The organism is Rhizobium lentis (assembly GCF_017352135.1).
Classification (GTDB): domain Bacteria; phylum Pseudomonadota; class Alphaproteobacteria; order Rhizobiales; family Rhizobiaceae; genus Rhizobium; species Rhizobium lentis.
This window is the reverse complement of record NZ_CP071457.1, coordinates 176,510-200,062: the sequence shown is the minus strand read 5'-3', so window position 1 is coordinate 200,062 and position 23,553 is coordinate 176,510. Positions and strand designations below refer to the sequence as shown.

Here is a 23,553-nt window from a genome sequence, read left to right as displayed (position 1 = left end):
CCCTTGATACAGTATCGGAACTCGTGGGAGGTGGCTTTGCTGCAGCGATCGACCGAACGGCTCGACATCGATCTTCTCGTTCTGCCGGATACGAACCTGATCCTGATCGCGTCGGTCATCGAGCCGCTGCGCGGCGCCAATCGCATCTCCGGCAGCGAGCTCTACCGCTGGCGGCTGCTGACACCCGATGGGGCGCCGGTCCCGACCACCAGCCATATCGCCATCCCGGCCGAGGGACCCTTCCGGGCGACGACCGAGGATAGGCCGCTGTTCGTGCTTGCCAGCTACAATTGGCGCCGCAGCGCTACACCGGCACTCAAGATGCAGCTCTCCCGGGCCGCCCGCCACCGCCCGGTCATTGCCGGCATCGAGTCCGGGACATGGTTGCTCGCCGAAGCAAGCTTGCTCGACGGCTTGCCGGCCACGGTCCACTGGGAGGATTACGAGGATTTTGCGCTTGCATATCCTGAGGTGCGGGCGGTCAAGGATCGCTTCGTCATCGACGGCAAGCGGCTGACGACATCAGGTTCGCTTCCGACGGTGGATTTGATGCTGGAGCTCATCAGGCAGCGGCAGGGTTATTCGCTGGCGCTCGAGGTCAGCCGACTGTTTCGTTACGAGCAGCCTTCGTTCCATGCTGATGAGCCGCTTTCGGCAGCTTCGGCCGGGCTGCGCATGCATGATCCCCGCGTCAACCAGGCCATGCGGCTGATGGAGGAGCACATAGAGCAGCCGCTGGTCCTGGCGCGGCTCGCCCGCAGGGTGGGCGTCAGCGCCCGGCATCTGCAGGATCTCTTCCAGCAGAGCATCGGCGCACCGCCACATGTGCACTATCTCGCGCTGCGCCTGAATGCCGCTCGCCGCAAGGTGATCGAGACGACAGCTCCCTTCGCCGATATCGCGGCGGCGAGCGGCTTCAATTCGGCCTCGGCCTTTGCGAGAAGCTACCGGGCGAGTTTTTCCGAGAGCCCGTCCGAGACCCGGCGCCGCCTGCGCCGCCGCATCACGCCGACGTAGGCTGGAAGGCGTCTCGCAACATATCCGCAAGTTCGCGAACTGCCTCACTGGATCGGTAGGGATTGCGCCGGAGCACGACTTTCGAGGAATCCACCGGCGGAAAACCGTCCTCGGCAGTCAATTCCCGGCAGCTGGACGGAATGTTACTGCGGCTCAGCGTGGTGACCGCAAGACCCGCGGTGACGGCATTCTTCAGCCCCGAGCCGGTATCGGCGATGAAGGCAATCCGGTAGTTGCGGCCGATCTGCTCGAGCGACCGCAGCGCATAATCGCGCGACCATGTGGAATTGCGATAGGTCGCAATCGGCAGGGGATCGATGTCGTGCAGCCGATGAACCATCGATGTAACCCAGACGGTCGGGTCAACACAGAGGACCTCGCCTTTCGTCTGGTCGCTCCAGTCAAAAACGACGGCCAGATCGAGTTCGTCCCGCTCGAGGGCGGCGAGGTTACGGACGGTATAGTCGCAGGACACGGTGACCTCGACGGCCGGATGGCGTACGGCGAAAGCCGCAAGGGCTGCCGGCAGCACCGTCTGACTGTATTCCTCGGGAATTCCGATGCGCACCGGCCCATCCAGCGGTTTGCTGCGAATCGTCGCGGCGGCTTCGCTCAGCAGATCGATGACCCTGCGGGCATAAGGGACAAGCTGTATGCCCTGGCGCGTCAGCAGCACGCCGCGAGCGCCGCGCTCGAACAGGGTTTCGCCGATCGTCTGCTCAAGTTTCTTGATCTGGCTGCTGACGGCCGACTGCGTCCGCCCGATGCGCTGGGCAGCCGCCGAGAAATTCGAGGTCTCGGCGATGACAAGGAAGGTCCTCAAAAGATCGCTTTCAATCGGCTCATGCATGGAATAGCCATAGAAAAAATCGATGGTAGCTATCTCTACTATTCGTTTGTCTAATGTCAATTCCTGGCGCACAAAAGACCCGCGTTCGACTTCCTTCTTTGAGACCACCTGTGTGACCATTGAAAATCCGACTACACGCCTCGCAGGCAGCGAGCACGAGAAGGGTGTGCTTCTCATCGTTGCCGCGACGCTTGCCTGGAGTGCGAGCGGCGTTTATTCGCGGCTGCTCACCACCGACGTATGGACGGCGATCGCCTGGCGGTCGTTGTTCGGAGGCCTGTTTCTGCTGATCCCCTGCCTTTTCCTCGAAGGGGGCATCTCGCGGCGGCAATGGCGCTCCGTCCTCCACCCGTCCGGACTTGCGATGATCGCATGCCAGACCTTCAGTCAGGGATGCTTCATCGGGGCGCTCTACGTGACCACCGTTGCCAATGTGACGATGATTTATGCGACCACGCCCTTCATTGCGGCCTTGTTCGGCTGGCTCATCCTCAGGGAAAGAGTCGCCGGACGGACGCTGATTGCCGGCGCCATCTCGCTCATCGGCGTCGCGGTCATCGTCGCCTCGTCAATCGGCGGCGGCACCGGCTGGGGCGATCTCTTGGCGCTCGGCATGACGGCGTCCTTCGCGCTGGTTATCATCATCCCGCGCATCAGTCCCGGCGTGCCGAGCCTGCCGCCGACCGTCGTTAGCGCTTTCCTGACGCTCGTCATCTTCGCGCCTTTCGGTTCGGCCGGCTCCCTCGATCTGCACAACTGGATCGTCCTTGCCGCCTTCGGGGCGACGAATTTCTCGCTGGCGCTGGTGCTCTTCCTCGCCGGGGCGAAGCGGATGCCGCCGGCCGAAGCCGCGCTGATCGGCACGATGGAAATCGTGTTGACGCCCTTCTGGGTCTGGCTGCTGTTTTCCGAAGAGCCGCCCGTCGCCACCTATTTCGGCGGCGCCATCATCCTCGGTGCCGTGTTGTGGCATACCGCGGTCGACTTCAACCGGGGCCGCCGGCGGCTTTCTGCCGCCTTGCCTCCGGCCCACTGACGCGACCGTCATGGGCCGGCCTTCTTCGCGCATGCGCAGATGAGCGACCGACCGATTGCCGTCGCGGTGGATTTAGCCGGCAGCGAGGACCAGCTTAAAGGACGCCGGTTGGCCTTCAGCCTCGACTAGCCAAAAAACGCCCGAAGTCGAGCGAAAAGCCCACCTTGGTTGTAAGCCGCCATTTTTCGTATTCGGCGAGCGACTGTTGCCGCGCTGACGCGTTCCCCAAAATGGCAGAAGCAGACAAGGTCGTGTAACTGTTCGTCGCTGAGTTCGAAGAACCGCCTGGCCTCTCCATAGCTGTCATTTTCCATCCCCGCCGCGCGCAGAATGGGATCAGCAAACGCAACAGAGATCGGGGTGTCGTCATCCCGCAAGGCAAGCCGGTCTGCAATCGGCTGATATTCGGTTTCGTGAAGTGTCTTCAGAAACGGTCTGGGGCTGCGTTCCAGACTTTCGGCCCACCGTTCAAGCCGTTCGCGCCTCGTCATTTCAAGGCGATTATAGGTCGTGCTGACCTTCGCAATCGTTTTCAACTGCTCCAATGCGTACTGTTCCATTTCGGCCTCCTATCCCCGGAAAAATAGATGGTCCGCTCCCACAAACAGCCTCGCTCAGGTCGCGGCCGATGTCCAATCACGATTGAAAACGGCATCTGCCGCTGGGCGAACAGATGTGTTCTCAAATCATCAGAGCGATCCGGAAAACCGCCCCATTCCAGGGATCAACTCGTGCCTTCCAGGTTCATTGACTGTCGTCTTTGAGTAGCCCCCATGTCGTTTTCTTGGGCGCTGTCTTTCGCCAGGCATGGTTTGTTTGTGCTGTTCCCGGCGCTACCTCACAGGCTGGCGACATGAACATAGGACGGCCGACGCTGCCCCGCAGCGGCAGAAGAACTGAACTCCTCAAGGAGATCGCCGGAAAAGAGATCCGGAACGATATCGAGACGGATCGAAAGGAGGTTCTGGAGCCCGAAACCAGCTCTTTGCGCAGCAGATCGACGGATTGCGGCGGGCGATGACGAGCGGAACGGCAGGCAACCCTTCGTGTCTCCTCTTCCCTCCATCACGTGTGCCCCGCCTATCTGCGAAATTCGAATAACGCCCGATGCGGCGTTGTGAAGACCGGACTGCAGAGGAGGCAGGCCGGAGCGAGGTTGCTATCGACTGCATCGGTTGCAGATCGAGGCATTCAACACATGGGAGGAAACCATGAGCAAGAATAGAGGCGTCGTCTATCTCCGGCCGGGCAAGGTCGAAGTTCGCGATATCGACGATCCGAAACTGGAAGCGCCGGACGGCCGCCGCATCGAGCACGGCGTCATCCTGAAGGTGATATCGACCAACATCTGCGGTTCCGACCAGCACATGGTCCGTGGCCGCACGACGGCCATGCCGGGCCTGATCCTCGGCCATGAAATCACCGGCGAAATCATCGAGAAAGGCATCGACGTCGAGATGCTCGAAGTCGGCGATATCGTCTCGGTGCCCTTCAATGTCGCCTGCGGCCGTTGCCGCTGCTGCAAATCCCAGGATACTGGCGTCTGCCTGACGGTGAACCCGGCCCGCGCCGGCGGCGCCTATGGCTATGTCGACATGGGCGGCTGGATCGGCGGGCAGGCACGCTACGTCACCATTCCCTATGCCGATTTCAACCTGCTGAAGATCCCGGATCGAGACAAGGCCATGGCGAAGATCCGCGATCTCACCATGCTCTCCGATATCCTGCCCACCGGCTTCCACGGCGCAGTGCGCGCTGGCGTTGGCGTCGGCTCCACCGTCTACGTCGCCGGTGCCGGCCCTGTCGGTCTTGCCGCTGCGGCTTCGGCCCGCATACTCGGCGCTGCCGTCGTCATGATCGGTGATTTCAACAAGGACCGCCTGGCGCATGCGGCGAAGGTCGGCTTCGAACCCATCGACCTTTCAAAGAGCGACCGTCTTGGCGACATGATCGCTGAGGTCGTCGGCACCAACGAAGTCGACAGCGCCATCGATGCCGTCGGCTTCGAGGCGAGGGGCCATTCGGGCGGCGAACAGCCGGCGATCGTGCTCAATCAGATGATGGAGATCACGCGCGCCGCCGGTTCGATCGGCATTCCCGGCCTTTATGTCACCGAGGATCCGGGCGCCGTCGACAACGCCGCCAAACACGGTAATCTCTCACTACGCTTCGGTCTCGGATGGGCCAAGGCGCAGTCCTTCCACACCGGTCAGACGCCGGTGCTCAAATACAATCGCCAGCTCATGCAGGCGATTCTCCACGACCGGCTGCCGATCGCCGATATCGTCAACGCCAAGGTCATCCCGCTCGAAGATGCCGTCCAGGGATATGAGAGCTTCGACCATGGAGCGGCGACGAAATTTGTTCTCGACCCGCATGGAGAGGTCGCCAAGGCCGCCTGACATTTGAGAGAAACGGGGATGGCCGGTGAAAACTGGCCATCCCCGAGCGTTCGAACGAAATTTCGGTTCGACGTCATTGAATGCTGAACGGGAAATACTTCGCGTTGATCATATCATAGGTCCCGTCTTCCTTGATCGTCTTCAGGGCTGCGTTTAGGCGCGCGAGACGTTCGTCGTCATCCATACGCACCGCGATGCCGGCACCCTCGCCGAAATAGGTGACGTCGAGCAGATCGGGTCCCTTGAACTCGCAGCAAGTTCCCGCCTTCGTGTTCGCGATCCAGTCGTAGATGGCAAGCTTGTCCTCGAGGATGATGTCGACGCTTCCGTCCGCCAGCCCCTTGTACAGTTCAGGCGATGACCGGAAGACCGTCTTCTTCATCTCCGGATAAAAATGCTTGGCATAGGATTCCTGCGCGGTCGAGGATGTCACCCCGAGTTTCTTGTCGCTCAAGGCAGCAGGGCTGACATCGCTGATCGCCGAATCCTTCCGGACGATGAACACCGAGGGGCTGTTGTAGTATTTTTCGGTGAAAGCGACCTTCTGACGCCGCTCCAGGCTCATCGACATGGATGAGATGATCGCGTCGTATTTATTGCCAATAAGATCCGGGATCATGTCGTCCCACTTCTCGATGATGAACTGGCACTCGAACTTGCCGACCTCGCACAGCGCATTGGCGATATCAATGTCGAAGCCCTGAAGCTTGTTGTTTGCATCGAGATAATTGAAGGGTGGAAACGCCCCTTCGACGGCAACTCTCAGCGGTGTGCGGTCCTGCGCAACCGCCTGGAGCGGCGAGGCCGCCGCCAAAACGAGACCCAACCCGCATGCCAGCAGCGCACTTCGCACTACAGCCTGAAGGGATATGTGAAACATCGTCGGGAACTCCTGGGCGTGGTCGATCTCAGCCCATAGTGCGCCGTAGCCTTTAATTCTACGTGAACGCTTATTTGTTAGCGTCAGCGAATGCGCCCGTGTAGTGGTGTCCAAGGGGTCTACGCTTGCACATCGTTGTTCCTTCCAGCTCCAATACGTTTCAGCAATCCTGGATCGCCTCTGGAAGGATTCTTTTTCTGATCGCTGTCAGCGGCCTCGGAGCGATCGGACTTGTCGTGCTGTCGGCGCTCTGGGCCGGAACCGAGAGCGACGCCGCGGCTCTCGACCGTCAGCGTCAGCTGGTCAATGGGCGCCTTCGCGAACAGGTCGACCAGGTCGCGCATGTCATCGGCCAATTCGGCAACGGCTACCTCACGCGTGTCTATCCCGCCGCTCAGACGACCGGAAGCTCCTCGAGCCTCGATGCGGTGCTGACGGCGGCGGCCGGAAGCGCGATCAGCCAGACCGCGATGTCCGCCTTTGGCTATGATCAGGCCTTCGTCGTCGACGAAAAGGCTCAGCTCCTGATGCTGGCGGACGCGCCGACGGAAAAGCGCTATCGCTGGATGAAGCCTCTGTTTTTGCCTCTCCTTCAGGATGCCCGTCTTAAAGCGAGCCCAGCAATGGTCTTCAACGAACGAACGCCGTCCTCGATCGAAAGTCGTCTTGCGAGTGCTGCCCGCCCCAACCGCGCATTGGCAAATCTGATGCGGCTGGAAGGCCGGCCGACGATCGTGGGCGTCGTCGCCGTCAACGAAACCTCTCAAGGGCAACCGCAGCCCATGCGGCAATTCCTGATCGTCGTGCGGTTTATCGATGGTGCGGCGCTGGATGAACTGAGCCGACAGCAGGGGCTCAACGGCGCACGCTTCGCGCGCACGGCCGATGCAGACGAAAACGAGGTGGCGTTTCAGATCGACGCCACGGCAAATGGCGAACCGATCGGCTTCATCGTCTGGCGGCCGGATCTTCCTGGTTCGAGAGTGATCGGCCGACTGATGCCGGCGCTTTCGATCGCCGCCCTGGTAATCGCGATCCTATTCTCGGTCTTGCTGGTGCGCCTGCGAAGCAGTCTCGGCGAGTTGAAGAAAAGCGAGCTGCACGCCAGACAGCTTGCCTTGCATGATGTGCTGACGGGCTTGCCAAACCGAGCCCTGTTCGCGATGCGGTTCGAGGATTGCCTGGTCGAGACGCGGAATTCCGCCGAGCGTTCGGCGGTCGCACTGCTTGACCTCGACCGCTTCAAAGCGGTGAACGACACGTTCGGCCATGCTGCAGGCGACGAACTCATCAGGATGGCTGCGGAACGGATTCGCGCGGTGCTTCGCCCGGATGACACGCTTGCCCGGCTCGGCGGTGATGAGTTTGCTCTGCTTCTCCGCAACATCAAGGACGATCAAATCTTGCCGTCCATATGCGAAGCGATCGTTGCCGAACTCGGCAGACCGTTCCCGCTCTTGAGGGGCGAAGCGGTCGCCCGGGTCGGCGGCTCGATCGGCGCGACCGTCGTGCCGGACGCGGGGCGCAATGCAGACGATATCATGCGTTATGCCGACGTCGCGCTCTACGAGGCGAAGATGGGCGGCAGAGGCCAGTGGCGCCTGTATTCGCCGTCCATGGACGGCGGCAGAAATGCGCGCGACATCCTCAAGAACGAGTTGCGGGAAGTTCTGGCCAAAAGCACGGCCGCATTCCCCGAGGTTTCCCGCTCCGCCCCAACAGCGGGCAGGTCCGACTTCGGATCGCTCGAGGTCTATTACCAGACGGTGCATCGTGCCGGACAGGGCTATCCGGCTTCGGGAGCCGAGGCGCTCGTGCGTTGGCGTCACAGTCAGCGCGGCCTTTTGACGCCCGCCAGTTTCATCCCTGCGGCCGAGGAGGGCGGGCTGATCGACGCCCTCGGTTTCTGGGTCTTGCGGGAAGCCTGCAGGGCCGCCTGCAAATGGCCTGAAGGCACCTTTGTCGCGGTCAACGTCTCGCCCGCCCAGCTGAGAAGGCCAAATTTTGCCGAGGAGGTGTTCGCCGTGCTTCAGGAAAGCGGGCTGGCGCCATTCCGGCTCGAACTCGAGCTCACCGAGTCTTCGCTCATCGAGGATAACTCTGAGATTTATTCGGTGCTGAAGTCGCTGCGCAGCCGAGGTGTTCAGATTTCACTGGACGATTTCGGCACCGGCTTTTCATGCCTCAGTCATCTGGTGCGCTTCGACATAGATCGTATCAAGATCGATCGTTCCTTCGTTTCCCAGCTTGGCGCAAAGGCCAACGGGGCGGCCATCATCGGCGCCATCGTCACTCTCAGCCGCAACCTCGGCATCTCGACGACAGCCGAAGGGGTCGAAACCGAATATCAGAGGGATTTTCTCACCGCCCTCGGCTGCACCGACCTCCAGGGTTATTTCTTCTCCAAACCGGCTCCTCTTCGTGAACTCGAATGCTTCGGCAACCCCGAAAGCGCCGTCGCGTTACGGACAATCGCTCCAGGAGCCATTGCCTGAGCACCTTCTGATCTCCCGTCGGTCGGGAACTTTCGGTCCGGAAGGCGGTTGACGCCCGAAAACGAAGGGAGGATGCGATGGGCGAAATCGGAGAGTGGCGGCACCTTTGCGTCGACATGCAGCGGATGTTCGCCGAAGACACCCCATGGCACGTTCCCTGGATGGCCCGGGTCTCTCCCCAGATCGAGGAAGTCGCCGGCCGGCATCCGTCCCGAACGATCTTCACCCGATTCATGCCACCGCAGCATGCGGATGCGATGCCGGGAAAATGGCGCGATTATTACCGCAAATGGTGGATGATGACCGGCGAACATCTTCCGCATGGTCTCGTCGATCTGGCTTCCTCGCTGGCCTCGCTTGTTCCGCCGGCAAGATACTTCGACAAACGCACCTATTCCCCCTGGATCGACGGCCGGCTTCACACCATCCTTCAATCGGAGCGGGTCGACACGCTCGTGATCACCGGTGGAGAAACGGATGTCTGCGTGCTTGCGACGACGCTCGGCGCCATCGATCTCGGCTATCGTGTCATCGTGCTGAAGGACGCCGTATGCAGCAGCGCCGACGACACCTATGACGCGTCACTCGAACTTCTGCACGATCGCTTCTCCGTGCAGCTCGAACTCATGGAGACCGAGGAATTCTTGAGCGGCCTTGGCTGAGAAGCCTTTCCGGCGATCCGCGGCGGATTTACGAGATCAACCGACCCGGAGATAGGAACGAACCGGCAGCGCCGGCGAGCACGGCGATGCCGGTCACGATGGCGAGCCGTACCACATAGCCAAGGCTTCCCGCGCTTGCTGCAAGCCCTACCTTCGCAAGAAGATTGGCGAGTGCAGCGACCGCTATGGCGCGTGCGGCCGCATCCGGCGGCACGCTCGGGAGCTTCGCAATCGAAAGCGTTATCGCGTCGAGGTCGCCCAGCCCTGTGATGAAGGCAACCGCAACAAGCGACTGCATTCCAAAAAATTCCAAGGCCGCCCGCGTCACGATGGTCACTGCGGCGAGGAGAAGAGCAAAGCGCAGGACGACCATCACCTCCAGTGGGTTTTTGGGTGAAAAGTCGGGACTGTCACCGGAGCGCGGGGAAAAGCCGGCAACGCCACCGCCGATGGCAAACACCGCAGCAGCCGGGCCGAGCAGCGCCGCAAGCTCCATCAGCACTGCCGGCGCGATTACGCCGCAGATCAAAAGCACGCGGCTCAGCGATACGGCTCCCGCCATCATCGCTCCGGCTGAAAGCAGCGGCGAGAGGGCAGCTGTCTGCTTGGACTGACGGGCAAAGGAAAGAGTCAAGGCCGTCGAGGAGACAATACCTCCGCAGGCGCCGGTCAGTAGCAGTCCGGCTCTGGTGTCGGTGAGCCGGATCATCACATAACCCGCAAATGAAACCGCTCCCACGAATATCGTCAGCATCCAGAGCTCGAACGGGTTGATCATCTGCCAGGGATCGACCGCTTCATTGGGAAGAATTGGAAGAATGACGACGGTCATCGTCAACAAGATCAGGGCGGCTCTCAACTCGAGCCAGGTCAGCTTTCGCAGAAATCCGTGCAGTGGCTCGCGCGCCGCCAGAAGCGCCGTCATTGCGACCGCGCTCGCCGCCGTCGCCGTCATGTCGGCAACGACGGCTCCGAAACCGAGCGCAAAGACCGTGATCGCGGCAATGACGGCGGTTGCGCTGTACTCACGCTCCCGAAGCGCCTGCATACGGCTGAAACCAAGGATCGTGACGCAAAAGAATACGAAGATGGCTGTCGGCAGGATCGGCCCTGTGATCGGTTGCAGGAAGCCGCAGAAGCCGCCGAGGAAACTCGACAGGCCATAGGTGCGGATGCCCGCCACCCTCTTGCCCGGCGCTGCCTCGCGCTCTCGCCATCCACGCTCGATGCCGACGAGTATGCCGATCGCAAGCGCAAGGCTGAGACGTTGGAATGCATCAGCCGTCTCCAATGAAGTCATCCTCCGAGGATCCGGTTATTTTCCCGCGACCTGCAGACTGAAGATCGAGGTGTCGCGGCCTCAACTCTATCACACTTGCTGGACGACCCCACATGGCCGATATCGCGGGGATTTCCTCAAAAATGGAGTGATCCTCGTCACAGGTGGGTGCGCAAGCTGACGGATGAGATCCTTCAAAGAGCTGGGCGCTCGCACCATTGCCCGAGAGCGCCCACGCCATGCCGCGCCAAGGCGACAGCAACTGGGCTCAATGGGACCGCTCGTCTTCTGCTTCTTCCAGAGCCGCGCGCAACAGCTGGAGCGCGAACTGCTCCGAAGCCTTCTCGTCATCGGCGCATAGCTTCAACCGGGCACACCTCTTTTTCAGATTGCGGATCAGCCTCCGGCGAAGCCTGGAAACCAGGCGCGTCTCCGGTTTGGCGAGAAGCTCCTGCAGGCAGGTGACGGCAACCACTTCGAACATCAAAAGCCTGCCTTCGACTTCGCCTTGCGAAGGAATGGGGAACCGCTCGCCGCCCCGCTTCAAGTCTCGATCTGTCGATAGCATTTATCGCCTCCAAACCCGTGATGGGGCCGATGCTCGCTGAAATTGCTCGCAAGCCAACGGCCGCGCCTGTCAGCGAAGAAGCAGATTACAAGGTAAAAATCGGCCTTGCTTTGATGAAGGTCAAGGAAGGCGCTGCCTTGGCGGCTATCCTTTTCCTGTCCAACCAGAGAGGTGTATCGACATGACCATCAGGACGGTACTAAGCATCCTCAGCATCAATCAGTTCGAGGAAGACCTGAAGGCAGCAATCGACTTTTGCGCCGCTCACCGGGCGCATCAGAATGCGGTGGTAATCGCGCTGGGAACGCCCCCGATGATCGGCGGTTACAGCACCGTCTCTTCTGTCTGGATCGACGAGCGTCAGCGTGAAATCGACGCGCTCTCCGAGAAGACAGAGGAGATCAAGGCGATCCTCGGCCGAAGCGAAATCTCCTATGAGGTCCAGGATGTCTATACGGAATTTGCCTGGGCTGACGAAGACATTGCCGAAAGAGCGCTTTACGCCGACGTCGTCCTGATTGGACGGCAGGCGGCCCGAGACGAACAGCTCCGCAGACGCATCATCGATGGAGCTCTCTTCCAGACGCCGACCCCGATCCTCATCAACCGCGGAACACGGGCGATGAATGCGGCGCCGAGATCGGTTTTACTGGCCTGGGATTCCAGTGACGAAGCGGCGCGCGCCGCTCGCCAGTCGCTTGATCTGCTGAGGCAGGCCGACACCGTTTACGTCACCATGGTGGATCCGGTAGCACGCATGCGCGCGAACGGCGAGGAGCCGGGCGCGGACATCGCCGCCTATCTCGCCCGTCACGGCGTCAAGGTGCAGGTGGACCGCATAGCCGGCGGCGGACGACAGGCAGACGAAGTCCTGCGACAGCATGCCGTTGACGTATCCGCCGACCTGATCGTCATGGGCGCCTATAAACATCCGCGCTGGCGGCAGACGATCTTTGGCGGGGTGACGCGCAACATGATCGAAGAAAGCAGGATGCCGGTCTTCATGGCTCATTGAACCGCAGGCGCTTGGCCGGCCCGGCGCCTCGACAACTTGTTTGTGCATGTCGCCCGGATCATGCACGGCTGGCGACATGCATCACCGTCAGTTCGCTCTCGCCGCGGCGACATCGCCCGCATTTCAGCTCAAGCGCTGCTCCCGTTGCGGTGCTAGTCGATGGCAAAAGCCGCACGGCCCGATACTGTCCGGACAAGGATTCCAAAGAAGATGTGCGGAGATTCGGCAAGGACCGGAACCTCATGCGGCTTCAGCGAACCGACCTCCCACCAGTCCGGGTGCTTCTGCAGCATTTCCCAGGCGTGCAGGCGTTCGCTCCGCCAGGGTGCGGTGTCGGGAAACTCCTCGAACCTCCCTTCAACGATAACGCTCGTCCAGCCTTTGCCCACCCTCCGATCCACCTGCAGGCAGATCTTATCGTTTTCCCGCATCCATTCCAGTTTGCGGCCGGGCATCGAAAAACAGTAGGCGACGCCATTTTGATAGGAGAAATAGATCGGCACGACGTATGGCTGGCCGTCCTTGCAGCAGGCCAAGTGCCCAAATCTTTTCTCTTCCAAGACGGCGTAGCATTCGGCCGGCGTGAATTCCCGTAAAGCCAATGACATGAGACGCTCCTTTCGGGTGTTCGAGGAGTCATTATAGGCCGGCCTTCGTTTCGTGCATTGGTGAAGAGCAATGTCGGATTAGGACGGAGTTCTTGAATCTTACGAGGAAAGCCTCTCGTCCACCAAGCGGGCGCAGGTCACGCAATAGGGCGTGTAGGGAACAGCATCCAACCGGCTGGGGTCGATCGGGGCGAGACATCTGACACAGCGGCCGAAGCTTCCGCGCTTCAGGCGTTCGAGGGCCGCATCGATTGACGTAATTTGCTCACCTGCTTCCCTTCGCATTTCCACTAGCACCTGATCGTTCTCGATCTGGGTGATGCGATCCTCGCTGTCTGGATCCAGCACGGCACCGAGATCGGCCTCGATCGCCGACAGCCGGCGCTGCAGGTCCGCTTTCATGGTTTTCAGTTTGTTTTCAATCTCTTCGTTCTTCATCGACGGTTTCCCTCCTGCAGCGCTGTATGCGCATCCGACCGGCTGGCGGCCGGGCTTCAAGCAACGGTCATCACCGTACAGCCACCGAAGAATGACGCATTGATCGGCATCAATGAGGGTTGGGAGATATCGGGGTTTGAGGCATGTCAATGCGCAATTCCGGGACAAGTGCTAGAGTGGCGAGATCAGGCCACAATTCTCTCTTCGGGGTAAATCATGAAACGGCATATCTTTCTTCCGCTTCTCACTTATCCAGATGCGACTTCGGAATTCATGATCGCCAATGCCGTCGCCCTTGCGCGCCACATGCAGGCGACGCTGACCGTCTGTGCGGTGGAGATTACCATTCCCGACGTCTCCAATGCGCTGTCCTCACTGATCATCGATGCAGCGAAGATGGCACGCGACGCCAGGGCGCTGAGCCACAAGCGCGGATCGGCATTGACCCAAAGAGCAGTCGACGAGGCAAGAGCGGCTTCGGTCGAGCTCCACACCCGCGAGATCAAGGTCGAGGAGCCATTTGTCGTCGCTGCGCTGGCGGAAGCCTCGCGCGCCTATGATCTCGTGCTTCTGGAACTGGCAGGCCTCTCCCGTCCGATCGTCGAGGCGGTGCTGTTCGGATCAGGCCGGCCGCTCATCCTCTATCCGCCGGCACCGTTCGGCGGCCGGATCGATCATGTCGCCATCGCCTGGGATGGCAGCCGCGCTGCCGCGCGGGCGGCCCATGATGCGTCGGTCTTCCTGGAGCAGGCTTCCAAGGTCTGCCTGCTTTCCGTGATCGACGAAAAGCCGGTAACATTCGAGACAGCCGACTATCTCGTCGAGAACCTCCTGAGGAGCGGCGTGATGGCGGAGGCGACAAGGGTGCGGGCGCGCGGCGCGCCAGTCGGCGAGGTGCTGCAGAGCAAGGCCTTCGAACTGCGGGCCGATCTCCTCGTCATGGGCGGTTTCGGCCATTCCCGGCTGCGCGAATTCGTGCTCGGCGGCGCCACTCGGGCCGTGCTGACCAGCATCACCCTGCCCATCCTGCTGTCGCATTGACCGGTTTCGGGGACAACAAGTTCAGACCCAGTGCGCCAACGTCGCAGCACGCTTGCCAGCGGCGGCACGAGAGTCAGCAGGAAGCGGCTGCTCAATCTCGCCGCAGCGTCTTGCCGGACTCCGCATCGAACAGATGAAGCTTGCCCGGCCGGGCAGCTATTGTTACGACCTGCCCCGGCTCGAAATCGTGACGTTCGGACAGCACCGCCACAAGCTCACCGGATCCGTAACGCAGGAATACCATCGTCTCGTGGCCCGTGGGTTCGGTGACGTTGACGGTCGTCGCCAAGCCGCTTGCAGCGAGTGACAGATGTTCGGGCCGCACGCCCAGGCGCACAGCCTGACCATCGGATGCCTCCGGCGTGAAACCGAGCGCGATCTCGTCGCCTGTCTCGGTGACAAAAACGGCACCGTCGGCCTTGTAGCGGCCTTTCAGCAGATTCATCGACGGCGAACCGATGAAGGTGGCCACGAATGTATTGCGGGGACGATCATAGAGTTCCAGCGGCGTTCCGGTCTGTTCGATCTTGCCGCCCTGCATGACGACGATCTTGTCCGCCATGGTCATCGCTTCGACCTGGTCATGGGTCACGTAGATCGTCGTGGTTCTCAGCCTTTGGTGGAGCTCTTTGATCTCCTTGCGCATCTGCACGCGCAGCTTGGCGTCGAGGTTCGACAGGGGCTCGTCGAACAGGAAGACCTGCGGCGACCTGACGATGGCTCGTCCCATCGCCACGCGCTGCCGCTGGCCGCCGGAGAGCTGGCGAGGGTAGCGGTCGAGATAAGGCACGAGGTCGAGTGTTTCGGCGGCAGCCTGCAGGCGCTGCTTGATGACTTCGGTCGGCTGCTTCTGCAGGCGCAGCGCAAAGACCATATTTTCGGCAACGGTCTTGTGCGGATAGAGCGCATAGCTCTGGAAGACCATCGCGATGTCGCGGTCCTTCGGCGGCAGATTGTTGACGATCTTCCCGCCGATCGAGATCGTGCCGCCGGTGATGCTTTCGAGCCCTGCGACCATACGCAGCAAAGTCGACTTGCCGCAACCGGACGGGCCGACGAGCACCACGAACTCGCCGTCGCGAATGTCTATATCGACCCCATGCAGGATATTTAAGGCGCCATACGCCTTTCGCGCCTCTGAAATATTGACCTCAGCCATATGCCTCCCACTCGCTTTCCAGCAGCCCCCGACAATTCCGGGCGCCCGCGCATCTCCCGACAGATTACAGCGACTCAGGGCCAGCAAAAGCGCGCTGCGCCATGACCTGAAGCACCCGTCGAGCCTCCTCCATGAAACGTTTCATTTTTTATTGACTTTTTCCGCTTGCCGTCTAATGCTCGATGGCGAGACCGAGAGGAGCGGTTTCAAACAAGAATTATGAAACGTTTCATTTTCTTGTTTACCAGATAGTTCTGCACGAGACCAGTCCCAAATTCGGGCCGGAGTCTTCCGGAAACACTGGCTGGCGGCAGCGCACCAAACGTGGAGGAGGAAGAGATGAAAGTCGAGATATACGAAGCATTGATGCGCCGTCAGGCAAGCCGCCGCGATGTTTTGCGCGGAACGGCGAGCGCTGCGGCTCTGCTCGGCCTGTCCGGCGCGATGGGCGGAATTCCCGGCATGGCATTTGCCGCCGATGATCTGCGCGCCCAGATCCTGCAGATTCCGGGAGTCGGCAAGGGTTCGCCGACGGACGCAGACTGGCAGAAGGTGGGCGAGCTCTGCCTCGGCGCGACAAAGGCCAATGTCACGCAGGGCGAATTCGCCGGCGTCGAGCTGACCTTCATGGGGCTCAACAACCAGAACCTGCACAACTTCCTGTTCCGTGGTTTCCTGAAGCCTTGGGAAGCCTATACCGGCGCCAAGATCAACTGGATCGACCTTGCCCAGGCCGACTACAACGCCCGCCTCCAGCAGTCGATCGCAACCGGCACGGTCGATTTCGATATCCTTGAAATGGGCGCGCCCTTCGAAGGCGACACCGCCGGGCGCGGACTTCTCGACGAGATGCCCGACTGGGCTGCAAAGCAGGTCGAAGCCGACGACCTGGTGAGCTACCTGAAGCCACCGGTCGGCACCTGGGACGGCAAGACCTATCGCGTCACGATCGATGGCGACTGCCACACCTTCGCCTATCGCAAGGATTACTTCGGCGAAGGCTCGATCAGCGGCATGGCCGAGCCGCCGAAGACCTGGCAGGAGGTCAACGCAGCGTCCAAGGCGCTGATCGGCAAGACCGATCCGTTGACCAGCCAGCCGGCCTACGGCTATCTCGACCCGCTCAAGGGCTGGGGCGGCTTTGGCTTCTATTTCATCGAAAACCGTGCGACGGCCTATGCCAAATATCCCGGCGATCCGGCCTGGCTGTTCGACCCCGAAAATATGAAGCCGCTGGTTAATAACCCCGCCTGGGTCCAGGCGATCCAGGACGTCCTGGATCTGATCGCAGCCAAGGCTTATCCGGCCGATCAGATCAATGCGGACCCCGGCACCACGGCCTTCTCGCAGTTTCTGGCAGGCACTGGTGCAATGCTGATGTGGTGGGGCGATGTTGGCTCCGGCGCCCGCACATCCGATACCTCGGTCGTCGGCGACGTGGTCGGCTTCGGCATCAACCGCGGCTCCAACCGCGTCTACAACCGCAAGACCGGGCAGTGGGAAGACAAGTATAACGAGGCGCCCAACATGGCCTACATCGGCTGGGGCATCTACGTCACCAAGCGGGTCTCCAGCGACGAAAAGAAGCGCAAGGCGGCCTGGTCTGCTGCCGCCCATCTCGGCGGCAAGGATTTGTCCCTTTGGACCTCGGCCTATCCCTCCGGCTTCCAGCCCTACCGTCAGTCCCACTTCAACTATGACGAATGGGAAAAGGCGGGTTACGACCGCGCCTATATCGAGGATTATCTGGGTTCGAACGCCGACAGCTACAACCACCCGAACGCCGCGATCGAACCGCGCATCCCCGGCATCTTCCAATACTACTCCGTCGCCGAGGACGAATTGGCGAAGGGTTTTGCCGGACAATACAAGTCGGCGCAGGAAACGGCGGATGCGATTGCAGCCGCCTGGGAAAAGATCACCGACCAGATCGGCCGCGATAGCCAGCTGAAACTCTATCGGGCGAGCCTCGGGCTCTGATCGATTGACATAACGCGCTGGCGGACCGGAAGGCTCCGCCAGCGCCCATCCTGTCTGGGCGAGGAATATCAATGTCGACAGTCGAAGGCGACCTGCTCCACACGGTCGAAGCCGGCTCCATTTCCGCGAGCCGCCGTCTCTGGGGCCGCGCGGCTCTATGGCTCAGCGCCATATGGTTCATGGCCTCCTTTCTGTTGCAGGCTGTCCACGAACTCGGCTGGACCGATTGGGGCTTTGCCAACTGGCGGCCGGTTCTCTACGCCTATTTCATCTGGGCCGCGGTTCTTTGCGTCACCCGCGTCGTCATATACGGCGAGGCCGGCAAGAAGGCGCTCTTTGTTCTGCCGGCAGCACTTTTCGTCGTATCGATGGTGGTCTTCCCGCTGCTCTTTGCGCTCTGGATCGGCTTCTCCGACTGGAACCTTGCCTCTTCGGCCGGGCGGCGCTTCAACGGGTTCGACAATGTGCGCCGGATGATCGCCGATCCGTTCTATGCCAACGCCTTGCTCAACATGATCCTTTATTGCCTTGCGATTGCCGTCGAGTATGCAATCGCCTTCGGCCTGGCGCTGCTCCTCAACCAGGAAATCATTGCCCGGAAGTTCTGGCGGGTTACTTTCCTCGTGCCCTTGATGCTGTCGCCGGTCGCGGTGAGCTGGATGGTGGGCAAGTCGATGCTGGAAACCCGTTTCGGCCCGATCGCGCGCATGGCCCGCTGGCTCGGCTGGGAAAACCCCTCCTTTTTCGGTGATCCGCTGACGGCGCGCCTCTGGATCATGATCATGGACGCCTGGACCTTCATTCCCTTCATGATGATCATGCTGCTCGCCGGACTGCAGGCCTTGTCGAGGGAGGTGCTGGAGGCGGCCGAAGTCGACGGCGCCACCAAGTGGCAACGCTTCTGGCAGGTGATTTTCCCGCTGATGCTGCCGGTGTCGGTCACGGCGGTGATGATCCGCATCATTTTCAAGCTCAAGCTCGCCGACATCATCATCACGGTGACATCAGGCGGCCCGGGCGGGGCGACGGATTCCGTCACCAGTTTCATCTACCGCGAATATCGCGACCGCTCGAATGTCGGATATGGGACCCTGCTCGCGCTCATCTATCTGGTGATCATCGTCATCGGCATGACCGGGCTGATGAAGATCTCCGACCGCATCGTCAAGCGGATGACAGGAAGGCTCTGATGGTTCGCATCGATTTCGAAAAATATGGGCGCGGCCAACGCATTCGCTGGTGGGCGATGCGTTTGGCTGTCTACGGCCTGCTCGTCATCTGGGCGTGTGTTTGCCTCTTTCCGCTGTTCTGGACAGTTTCAACCTCGTTCAAGACAGCCGCAGACGTCATGCGCGGCAATCTGATCCCCTGGTTCAATTTCGCGCCGAACTGGCTCGGCTGGCGCTCGCTCGGCCTCTCTCCCGATACGATCCCGCAGATCTCGACGGTGCGCGACGAGTTCATGCGCAGGCTCTGGAACAGCATGATCATCTCCGTCACGGCATCCGCCCTTGCGGTTGTGCTCGGATCGCTGGCGGCCTATGGCCTCAGCCGCTTCTCCTATAAATTTGGCCATATGCGCAATTCCGACATTTCCTTCTTTTTCCTGTCGCAGCTCATCATGCCGCCTGTTGTCCTCGCTCTGCCATTCCTGGTTCTCTACAAGGAACTGGCACTGCTCGACACCTATGCCGGCATGATCGCCGTCTATACGCTGATGGTGCTGCCGATCGTCGTCTGGATCATGCGCGATCAGTTCGCAACCATACCGGTCGAGCTCGAGGAGGCGGCGCTGGTCGACGGCCTGTCGATCTGGGGCGCCTTTGCCCGCATCATCGTGCCGCTCGTCCTGCCGGGCATGGTGGCCGCCTTCCTTTTGGCGCTGATCTTGTGCTGGAACGAATATTTCTTCGCCGCGCTGCTGACTTCCACCAATACCAACACGCTGCCTGTCATGATTGCCAGCCAGACCGGCAGTCAGGGCATCAACTGGTGGTCGATGGCTGCCCTCTCCACCGCCGGCATCCTGCCGCTGGTTATCGTCGGCGTCGTGCTGGAAAAGCATATCATCGCCGGCATGACCGCAGGCGCCGTAAAATAGCTGCGGGATGGGAACAATGTCGAAGATGCCCACTGTCAAGGATGTTGCCGAATATGCAGGCGTATCCGTGGGCACTGTTTCGCGTGTGCTGTCGGGCGAAGCCGCGGTCAAAACCATGCTGCGCGAAAGGGTCAACGACGCCATTTCGGCGCTCGGTTATCGGCCGAACGTGACCGCAAGGGCGCTGCGCACCAGCAGAACCGATGTCATCGGCCTCGTCGTTCCCGACATCACCAATCCCTTTTTTGCGCAGCTTGCGGCAAGCATCGAGCGAGCGGCGCTCGAATGCGGTCATAGCCTGATGCTGGCAAGCTCGCATAATGACAGCGAGGCGGAGCAGAGCCATGTTTCGGCTTTTCTCGACCGATCGGTGCGCGGCATCATCGTGGTGGCTTCAAGCGACGGTTCAGGTCTTGATCTGCCGGCCTCGGTACCGGTCATATCGCTGGACCGCCGCTTCGGCGCCTTTCCCCTGGTATCGACCAACCATGCGCAGGCGGCCACGCTGATTGCCGATCATCTCTACGGGCTTGGGCACCGGCGCATCGCCTATATCGCGGGGCCGACCGACACCGAAGCAGGACGCATGCGCAAAGAGGCCTTTATCAGCCGCATGCACGACTTCGGCAGGAGCGGTGAGCCTGTCGAACTGGAAATCTCCCATGGCAGATTCGACTACGAATCCGGCGAGAGAATTGCACGCGAGCTGCTTTCGCGCCCGCCACAGGCCCGGCCGACGGCGATTGCGGCCGCCAGCGACCAGCAGGCGATCGGCGCATTGAGGGCCGCCCGCGACCTCAAGATCGACGTGCCGCGAAAACTTTCCGTCACAGGTTTCGACGACATCTCGCTTGCCAATCTCGTCGTGCCGCGGCTGACAACCATCCGACAGCCGGCCGATATGCTGGCACGGCGCGCGGTCAGCCTTCTCCTCGAAGAACCGCCGGGCAAGGGCGACGAAATGGTAGACGGATCGCTGATCGTGCGTGGTTCGAGCGGCCCGTGTCCGCAACCTGGCGCATCAGCTCGAAAGTCGGAGCCGATTTCCGGAAAGCCCGATTCGTAGATGCACCACGCTCCGAGGCGGACGTCGCCAGACATGCAGATTGAAGGACGGCCGGCTTTCCGGCTAGAGAAAGGATGGAAGATCAATGCTCAAGGGAATTCGGGCCGAACTCAACGGCGATATTCTTCAAGCACTTTGCAATATGGGACATGGCGACTATCTCGTCATCTCCGACACGAATTTTCCATCAGATTCTATAGCCCGCCAGACGCGGCTGGGCAAACTCCTGACCATGGAAAACATCCCCGCGCCGCAGGCGATCGACGCGATCCTTTCGGTTCTGCCTCTGGACACGCCGATCCAGCCCTCGGTTGGCCGCATGGAAGTGATCGGCAAGCCGGATGAAATTCCGCCGATCCAGCAGGAAGTCCAAGCGATTGTTGACCGCGCCGAAGGCAAGCCGTCGCCCATGTATCCCGTCGAACGGATGGCGTTCTACGACATTGCCAAAAAGGCCTATTGCGTGATCGCAACCGGGGAACTGCGGTTCTATGGATGCTTCCTGTTGACCAAGGGCGTCATTCCAGCGGAAGAGGCCGTGAGATGAGCGAGAAAAGCGGGATCGTCATCCTCGGCATCTTTGCCGCCGACACCGCATATAAGGCAAAGCGCCTGCCCCACATTGCCGAGACGCTGATGGGGTCGGGCTTCACGCTCGGGCCGGGAGGCAAGGGCTCCAACCAGGCGATTGCCGCGGCAAAGGCAGGCGGCAAGGTGACTTTCATTTCACGGGTTGGCAACGATGCCTTCGGCGCGATGGCCCTTGCCGCCTATGCGGAGGCGGGCGTAAAGGCCAATGTCATGAAGATGGAAGGCGTTTCCACGGGCGCTGCCTTCATCTTCGTCGACGAAGTGAGCGGCGACAACGCCATCATCGTGGTGCCGGGCGCCGCTGGGCTGATCGGCATTGAAGATGTCGAAGCGAACCGGGCGGCGATCGAAAGCGCAGCGATCTTCATGACACAGCTCGAACAACCGCTGGAAGCGGCTTTGCATGGTCTGTCCATAGCCAAGAGGGCAGGGGCCACGACAATCTTCAATCCGGCGCCGGCCAGCGCCATCCCGGACAGCATCTATGGCCTGTGCGATTTCATCGTTCCCAACGAAGTGGAAGCGGCGGAATTGGTCGGCCATGCGATCGAAACCGATGAGCAGGCACGTGCAGCTGCACGCACGCTGATTGATCGTGGGGCGAAAGCAGCGGTTATCACGCTTGGCGCCCGCGGCGCGCTCTATCACATCGCCGGGCAGAGCGAATTCGTCCCCGCATTTGCGGCAGGAAGTGTCATTGACACAACTGGCGCCGGTGACGCCTTTCTCGGCGGGTTCGCGACGGCGATTTCCGAAGGCCAGGCGCCAGTCGAGGCCGTCCGTTTCGGCTGCGCTACCGCCGCGATCGCGGTCACACGACCGGGCACCGCCCCTGCCATGCCTTCTCGCGCCGAGATCAAAGCCTTGCTGCGCTCCTGATGATTGGGTCACTGCGGAATTGGCGAGTTGCCATCTCCAGAACCCGTCAATCCAGCCTTGCGGTAAAGACGTAGCCGACGCCGCGCACGGCCTTGATGAATTGCGGTTTCTTCGGGTCCGTCTCGATCTTGCGCCGCAGCCGGACGATCTGGGCATCGATCGTCCGGTCGAAAGCTTCAAGATTTCGGCCCCGGGTCAGGTCCATCAGGACGTCGCGGGTCAGAACCCGTCCGGCATGCCGGACGAAGGTCGTCAGCATATCGAATTCACCGGTCGTCAGTTCGATCTCCGTGCCGTCTGGGTCGAGTAGCTGGCGGCGACTGAGGTTGAGCTTCCAGTCCTCGAAGCCGATGATTTCCTCGCTGGCCGCTTCTGCGATTCTCGCAGGAGATTGCCGGCGCCGCAGGATAGATTTCAGGCGCGCATGGACTTCCCTGAGATGGAAGGGCTTGGCGATGTAATCGTCGGCGCCGACCTCCAGACCGACGATTCGATCGACGACGTCGTCGCGACCCGTCAGCATCATGATCGGCACGTCGGACTGGGCGCGGATTTCACGGGCAAGATCAAGACCATCCGTGCCGCCGGGAAGAACGAGGTCAAGCAGGACGGCGTCGAAATTCTGCTGGCGCAGGCGCAGGCGCATCTCGGTGCCGTCGGCGGCGGAAGAGACCGTGTAACCCTCATCCTCGAAATAGCGCGTCAACATCTGGCGAATGCGCGGATCGTCGTCGACGACGAGAAGATGCGCGTCATGCTGAGGTGCTACCATCGTCCATCCGCCAAGCCGTTGCTCGTTACAGATCGTATTCAATGGCAACGTCTTTAACATGCCCCTCAAGCTGGTGTCACCAGCCGGCGGTCGTTGTCCTCATCGGAAGCCGCAACCTCAGAATTACGCGGGTCTGACGTCGTGCAGCCGTTGGCTTTTCGTCTGCATCTGGATGGGGGCGGGCGAGGACTGCCATGCGCAGAGCCATCCACGGACATCGTTCGCTGTGATCCGAACCGTGTTTGCGCTCGTGGAGGCAAGGCGGCGCGCGGCTATCTGGCAGAAAGTGTCGGCGTATTGAACAAGACGGAATTCGGTTGCCCGCGGCGGCGATGCCACCGACAGCAATGCCCGCCGCGACACGATGACAGTCTTGAGATCTGGCCCGAACCGCACATCGAGGCGCCCTGACTTGTCTTTCGCGTCGAGACTGGCTGTGACGATTTCATATGGCATTCCATCGCTCCGGATCATCGCTTCGTCGCTGCGGCCTATTCTAGTTTCTCCAGGTTACGACGCCGGTCAAAAGACGCTTTGACCTCGATCAAGTCGAAAGGACGGGGACGGCACCGAACAACTGCGCCGGGACCGCCCGCGACGGCTTCAAGGCAATGGACAAATATCTCGATGATTTCGCGGCGACGACATCATCATTGATTTGGAACAAGGAAGACCGCGCGGCCCGTGGGCATAAAGCATCCTGCTTTTTGAAAG

Annotated in this window: 24 protein-coding genes; 14 read left to right on the top strand and 10 right to left on the bottom strand. The window is 60.9% G+C overall.

The features are described 5' to 3' along the window. Positions 1-3 precede the first annotated feature (3 nt). Positions 4-1,017, top strand: coding sequence for a GlxA family transcriptional regulator (locus J0663_RS29165; protein ID WP_207245971.1), 1,014 nt, complete (start codon positions 4-6; stop codon positions 1,015-1,017). On the opposite strand, the gene J0663_RS29160 is transcribed toward J0663_RS29165, so the two are convergent. After that, complete coding sequence (locus J0663_RS29160; RefSeq protein WP_207245970.1) at positions 1,004-1,867, bottom strand: LysR substrate-binding domain-containing protein; 864 nt, start codon at positions 1,865-1,867, stop codon at positions 1,004-1,006. The genes J0663_RS29165 and J0663_RS29160 overlap by 14 nt on opposite strands. 112 nt (positions 1,868-1,979) lie before the next feature. Between J0663_RS29160 and J0663_RS29155 the strand changes: the two genes are divergently transcribed. After that, positions 1,980-2,903 carry a DMT family transporter gene (locus J0663_RS29155; protein WP_207245969.1) on the top strand — a complete coding sequence of 308 codons (924 nt, stop codon included), beginning with the start codon at positions 1,980-1,982 and terminating at the stop codon, positions 2,901-2,903. A 125-nt stretch (positions 2,904-3,028) separates the two neighbouring features. On the opposite strand, the gene J0663_RS29150 is transcribed toward J0663_RS29155, so the two are convergent. Then, positions 3,029-3,463: a hypothetical protein gene (locus J0663_RS29150; RefSeq protein ID WP_207245968.1), complete on the bottom strand. Its 435-nt coding sequence runs from the start codon at positions 3,461-3,463 to the stop codon at positions 3,029-3,031. 651 nt (positions 3,464-4,114) lie between these two features. On the opposite strand from J0663_RS29150, the gene fdhA reads away from it, so the two are divergent. Next, a complete protein-coding gene (gene fdhA, locus J0663_RS29145; RefSeq protein ID WP_207245967.1) occupies positions 4,115-5,305 on the top strand; it encodes a formaldehyde dehydrogenase, glutathione-independent in 1,191 nt (396 codons plus the stop codon). 73 nt (positions 5,306-5,378) lie between these two features. Here the strand turns inward: fdhA and J0663_RS29140 are convergent, their stop codons facing one another. Then, positions 5,379-6,185, bottom strand: a complete 807-nt coding sequence (locus tag J0663_RS29140) for an ABC transporter substrate-binding protein (protein ID WP_207245966.1) — start codon at positions 6,183-6,185, stop codon at positions 5,379-5,381. Between the two features lie 125 nt (positions 6,186-6,310). Here J0663_RS29140 and J0663_RS29135 point away from each other — a divergent pair, with 125 nt between their 5' ends. Beyond that, positions 6,311-8,680 carry a putative bifunctional diguanylate cyclase/phosphodiesterase gene (locus J0663_RS29135; protein ID WP_207245965.1) on the top strand — a complete coding sequence of 790 codons (2,370 nt, stop codon included), beginning with the start codon at positions 6,311-6,313 and terminating at the stop codon, positions 8,678-8,680. Positions 8,681-8,757: 77 nt separating this feature from the next. Continuing rightward, on the top strand, positions 8,758-9,342 hold the full coding sequence (locus J0663_RS29130; RefSeq protein ID WP_207245964.1) for a cysteine hydrolase family protein: 585 nt from the start codon (positions 8,758-8,760) through the stop codon (positions 9,340-9,342). Between the two features lie 28 nt (positions 9,343-9,370). On the opposite strand, the gene J0663_RS29125 is transcribed toward J0663_RS29130, so the two are convergent. Continuing rightward, positions 9,371-10,642 carry an MgtC/SapB family protein gene (locus tag J0663_RS29125; RefSeq protein WP_207245963.1) on the bottom strand — a complete coding sequence of 424 codons (1,272 nt, stop codon included), beginning with the start codon at positions 10,640-10,642 and terminating at the stop codon, positions 9,371-9,373. A 247-nt stretch (positions 10,643-10,889) separates the two neighbouring features. Continuing rightward, positions 10,890-11,189, bottom strand: coding sequence for a hypothetical protein (locus J0663_RS29120; RefSeq protein ID WP_207245962.1), 300 nt, complete (start codon positions 11,187-11,189; stop codon positions 10,890-10,892). Between the two features lie 29 nt (positions 11,190-11,218). Between J0663_RS29120 and J0663_RS29115 the strand changes: the two genes are divergently transcribed. Both J0663_RS29115 and J0663_RS29110 read left to right on the top strand, forming a co-directional pair. After that, the gene (locus J0663_RS29115) at positions 11,219-11,374 is read left to right on the top strand and encodes a hypothetical protein (RefSeq protein WP_207245961.1); all 156 of its coding nucleotides are present in this window, start codon (positions 11,219-11,221) and stop codon (positions 11,372-11,374) included. Further along, positions 11,371-12,204: a universal stress protein gene (locus J0663_RS29110; protein WP_207245960.1), complete on the top strand. Its 834-nt coding sequence runs from the start codon at positions 11,371-11,373 to the stop codon at positions 12,202-12,204. The genes J0663_RS29115 and J0663_RS29110 overlap by 4 nt, the downstream gene beginning before the upstream one ends. 152 nt (positions 12,205-12,356) lie before the next feature. Here the strand turns inward: J0663_RS29110 and J0663_RS29105 are convergent, their stop codons facing one another. Together J0663_RS29105 and J0663_RS29100 are read right to left on the bottom strand one after the other, a co-directional pair. Continuing rightward, the gene (locus J0663_RS29105) at positions 12,357-12,812 is read right to left on the bottom strand and encodes a pyridoxamine 5'-phosphate oxidase family protein (RefSeq protein WP_207245959.1); all 456 of its coding nucleotides are present in this window, start codon (positions 12,810-12,812) and stop codon (positions 12,357-12,359) included. Positions 12,813-12,911: 99 nt separating this feature from the next. Further along, entirely contained in the window at positions 12,912-13,250 is a 339-nt protein-coding gene (locus J0663_RS29100; protein ID WP_207245958.1) for a TraR/DksA family transcriptional regulator, read from the bottom strand. A gap of 216 nt (positions 13,251-13,466) precedes the next feature. Between J0663_RS29100 and J0663_RS29095 the strand changes: the two genes are divergently transcribed. Further along, a complete protein-coding gene (locus J0663_RS29095; protein WP_207245957.1) occupies positions 13,467-14,291 on the top strand; it encodes a universal stress protein in 825 nt (274 codons plus the stop codon). A 91-nt stretch (positions 14,292-14,382) separates the two neighbouring features. On the opposite strand, the gene J0663_RS29090 is transcribed toward J0663_RS29095, so the two are convergent. Then, the gene (locus tag J0663_RS29090) at positions 14,383-15,450 is read right to left on the bottom strand and encodes an ABC transporter ATP-binding protein (protein ID WP_207245956.1); all 1,068 of its coding nucleotides are present in this window, start codon (positions 15,448-15,450) and stop codon (positions 14,383-14,385) included. A 339-nt stretch (positions 15,451-15,789) separates the two neighbouring features. On the opposite strand from J0663_RS29090, the gene J0663_RS29085 reads away from it, so the two are divergent. The 6 genes from J0663_RS29085 to J0663_RS29060 all read left to right on the top strand — a co-directional run bounded on the left by J0663_RS29085 (position 15,790) and on the right by J0663_RS29060 (position 22,067). Next, positions 15,790-17,430 (top strand): extracellular solute-binding protein, encoded by a 1,641-nt coding sequence (locus J0663_RS29085; RefSeq protein WP_207245955.1) that lies wholly within the window; start codon positions 15,790-15,792, stop codon positions 17,428-17,430. 71 nt (positions 17,431-17,501) lie between these two features. After that, on the top strand, positions 17,502-18,620 hold the full coding sequence (locus J0663_RS29080; protein WP_207245954.1) for a carbohydrate ABC transporter permease: 1,119 nt from the start codon (positions 17,502-17,504) through the stop codon (positions 18,618-18,620). Next, the gene (locus J0663_RS29075) at positions 18,620-19,531 is read left to right on the top strand and encodes a carbohydrate ABC transporter permease (RefSeq protein WP_207245953.1); all 912 of its coding nucleotides are present in this window, start codon (positions 18,620-18,622) and stop codon (positions 19,529-19,531) included. The genes J0663_RS29080 and J0663_RS29075 overlap by 1 nt, the downstream gene beginning before the upstream one ends. 16 nt (positions 19,532-19,547) lie before the next feature. Continuing rightward, complete coding sequence (locus J0663_RS29070) at positions 19,548-20,597, top strand: LacI family DNA-binding transcriptional regulator (protein ID WP_207245952.1); 1,050 nt, start codon at positions 19,548-19,550, stop codon at positions 20,595-20,597. Positions 20,598-20,682: 85 nt separating this feature from the next. Then, positions 20,683-21,144, top strand: a complete 462-nt coding sequence (locus tag J0663_RS29065) for an RbsD/FucU family protein (RefSeq protein WP_097599153.1) — start codon at positions 20,683-20,685, stop codon at positions 21,142-21,144. Then, a complete protein-coding gene (locus tag J0663_RS29060) occupies positions 21,141-22,067 on the top strand; it encodes a ribokinase (protein WP_207245951.1) in 927 nt (308 codons plus the stop codon). Before J0663_RS29065 ends, J0663_RS29060 begins: the two co-directional genes overlap by 4 nt. A gap of 46 nt (positions 22,068-22,113) precedes the next feature. On the opposite strand, the gene J0663_RS29055 is transcribed toward J0663_RS29060, so the two are convergent. Further along, entirely contained in the window at positions 22,114-22,839 is a 726-nt protein-coding gene (locus tag J0663_RS29055) for a response regulator (protein ID WP_207245950.1), read from the bottom strand. A gap of 123 nt (positions 22,840-22,962) precedes the next feature. After that, positions 22,963-23,295, bottom strand: a complete 333-nt coding sequence (locus J0663_RS29050; RefSeq protein WP_207245949.1) for a hypothetical protein — start codon at positions 23,293-23,295, stop codon at positions 22,963-22,965. Between the last annotated feature and the right edge of the window lie 258 nt (positions 23,296-23,553).

Coding starts and splice junctions, on each gene's coding strand:
- J0663_RS29160 (WP_207245970.1), bottom strand. CDS start 1,867: ATGCATGAGCCGATTGAAAGCGATCTTTTGAGGACCTTCCTTGTCATC.
- J0663_RS29150 (WP_207245968.1), bottom strand. CDS start 3,463: ATGGAACAGTACGCATTGGAGCAGTTGAAAACGATTGCGAAGGTCAGC.
- fdhA (WP_207245967.1), top strand. CDS start 4,115: ATGAGCAAGAATAGAGGCGTCGTCTATCTCCGGCCGGGCAAGGTCGAA.
- J0663_RS29140 (WP_207245966.1), bottom strand. CDS start 6,185: ATGTTTCACATATCCCTTCAGGCTGTAGTGCGAAGTGCGCTGCTGGCA.
- J0663_RS29130 (WP_207245964.1), top strand. CDS start 8,758: ATGGGCGAAATCGGAGAGTGGCGGCACCTTTGCGTCGACATGCAGCGG.
- J0663_RS29125 (WP_207245963.1), bottom strand. CDS start 10,642: ATGACTTCATTGGAGACGGCTGATGCATTCCAACGTCTCAGCCTTGCG.
- J0663_RS29120 (WP_207245962.1), bottom strand. CDS start 11,189: ATGCTATCGACAGATCGAGACTTGAAGCGGGGCGGCGAGCGGTTCCCC.
- J0663_RS29115 (WP_207245961.1), top strand. CDS start 11,219: ATGCTCGCTGAAATTGCTCGCAAGCCAACGGCCGCGCCTGTCAGCGAA.
- J0663_RS29110 (WP_207245960.1), top strand. CDS start 11,371: ATGACCATCAGGACGGTACTAAGCATCCTCAGCATCAATCAGTTCGAG.
- J0663_RS29105 (WP_207245959.1), bottom strand. CDS start 12,812: ATGTCATTGGCTTTACGGGAATTCACGCCGGCCGAATGCTACGCCGTC.
- J0663_RS29100 (WP_207245958.1), bottom strand. CDS start 13,250: ATGAAGAACGAAGAGATTGAAAACAAACTGAAAACCATGAAAGCGGAC.
- J0663_RS29095 (WP_207245957.1), top strand. CDS start 13,467: ATGAAACGGCATATCTTTCTTCCGCTTCTCACTTATCCAGATGCGACT.
- J0663_RS29090 (WP_207245956.1), bottom strand. CDS start 15,450: ATGGCTGAGGTCAATATTTCAGAGGCGCGAAAGGCGTATGGCGCCTTA.
- J0663_RS29085 (WP_207245955.1), top strand. CDS start 15,790: ATGAAAGTCGAGATATACGAAGCATTGATGCGCCGTCAGGCAAGCCGC.
- J0663_RS29080 (WP_207245954.1), top strand. CDS start 17,502: ATGTCGACAGTCGAAGGCGACCTGCTCCACACGGTCGAAGCCGGCTCC.
- J0663_RS29075 (WP_207245953.1), top strand. CDS start 18,620: ATGGTTCGCATCGATTTCGAAAAATATGGGCGCGGCCAACGCATTCGC.
- J0663_RS29070 (WP_207245952.1), top strand. CDS start 19,548: ATGTCGAAGATGCCCACTGTCAAGGATGTTGCCGAATATGCAGGCGTA.
- J0663_RS29065 (WP_097599153.1), top strand. CDS start 20,683: ATGCTCAAGGGAATTCGGGCCGAACTCAACGGCGATATTCTTCAAGCA.
- J0663_RS29060 (WP_207245951.1), top strand. CDS start 21,141: ATGAGCGAGAAAAGCGGGATCGTCATCCTCGGCATCTTTGCCGCCGAC.
- J0663_RS29055 (WP_207245950.1), bottom strand. CDS start 22,839: ATGGTAGCACCTCAGCATGACGCGCATCTTCTCGTCGTCGACGACGAT.
- J0663_RS29050 (WP_207245949.1), bottom strand. CDS start 23,295: ATGCCATATGAAATCGTCACAGCCAGTCTCGACGCGAAAGACAAGTCA.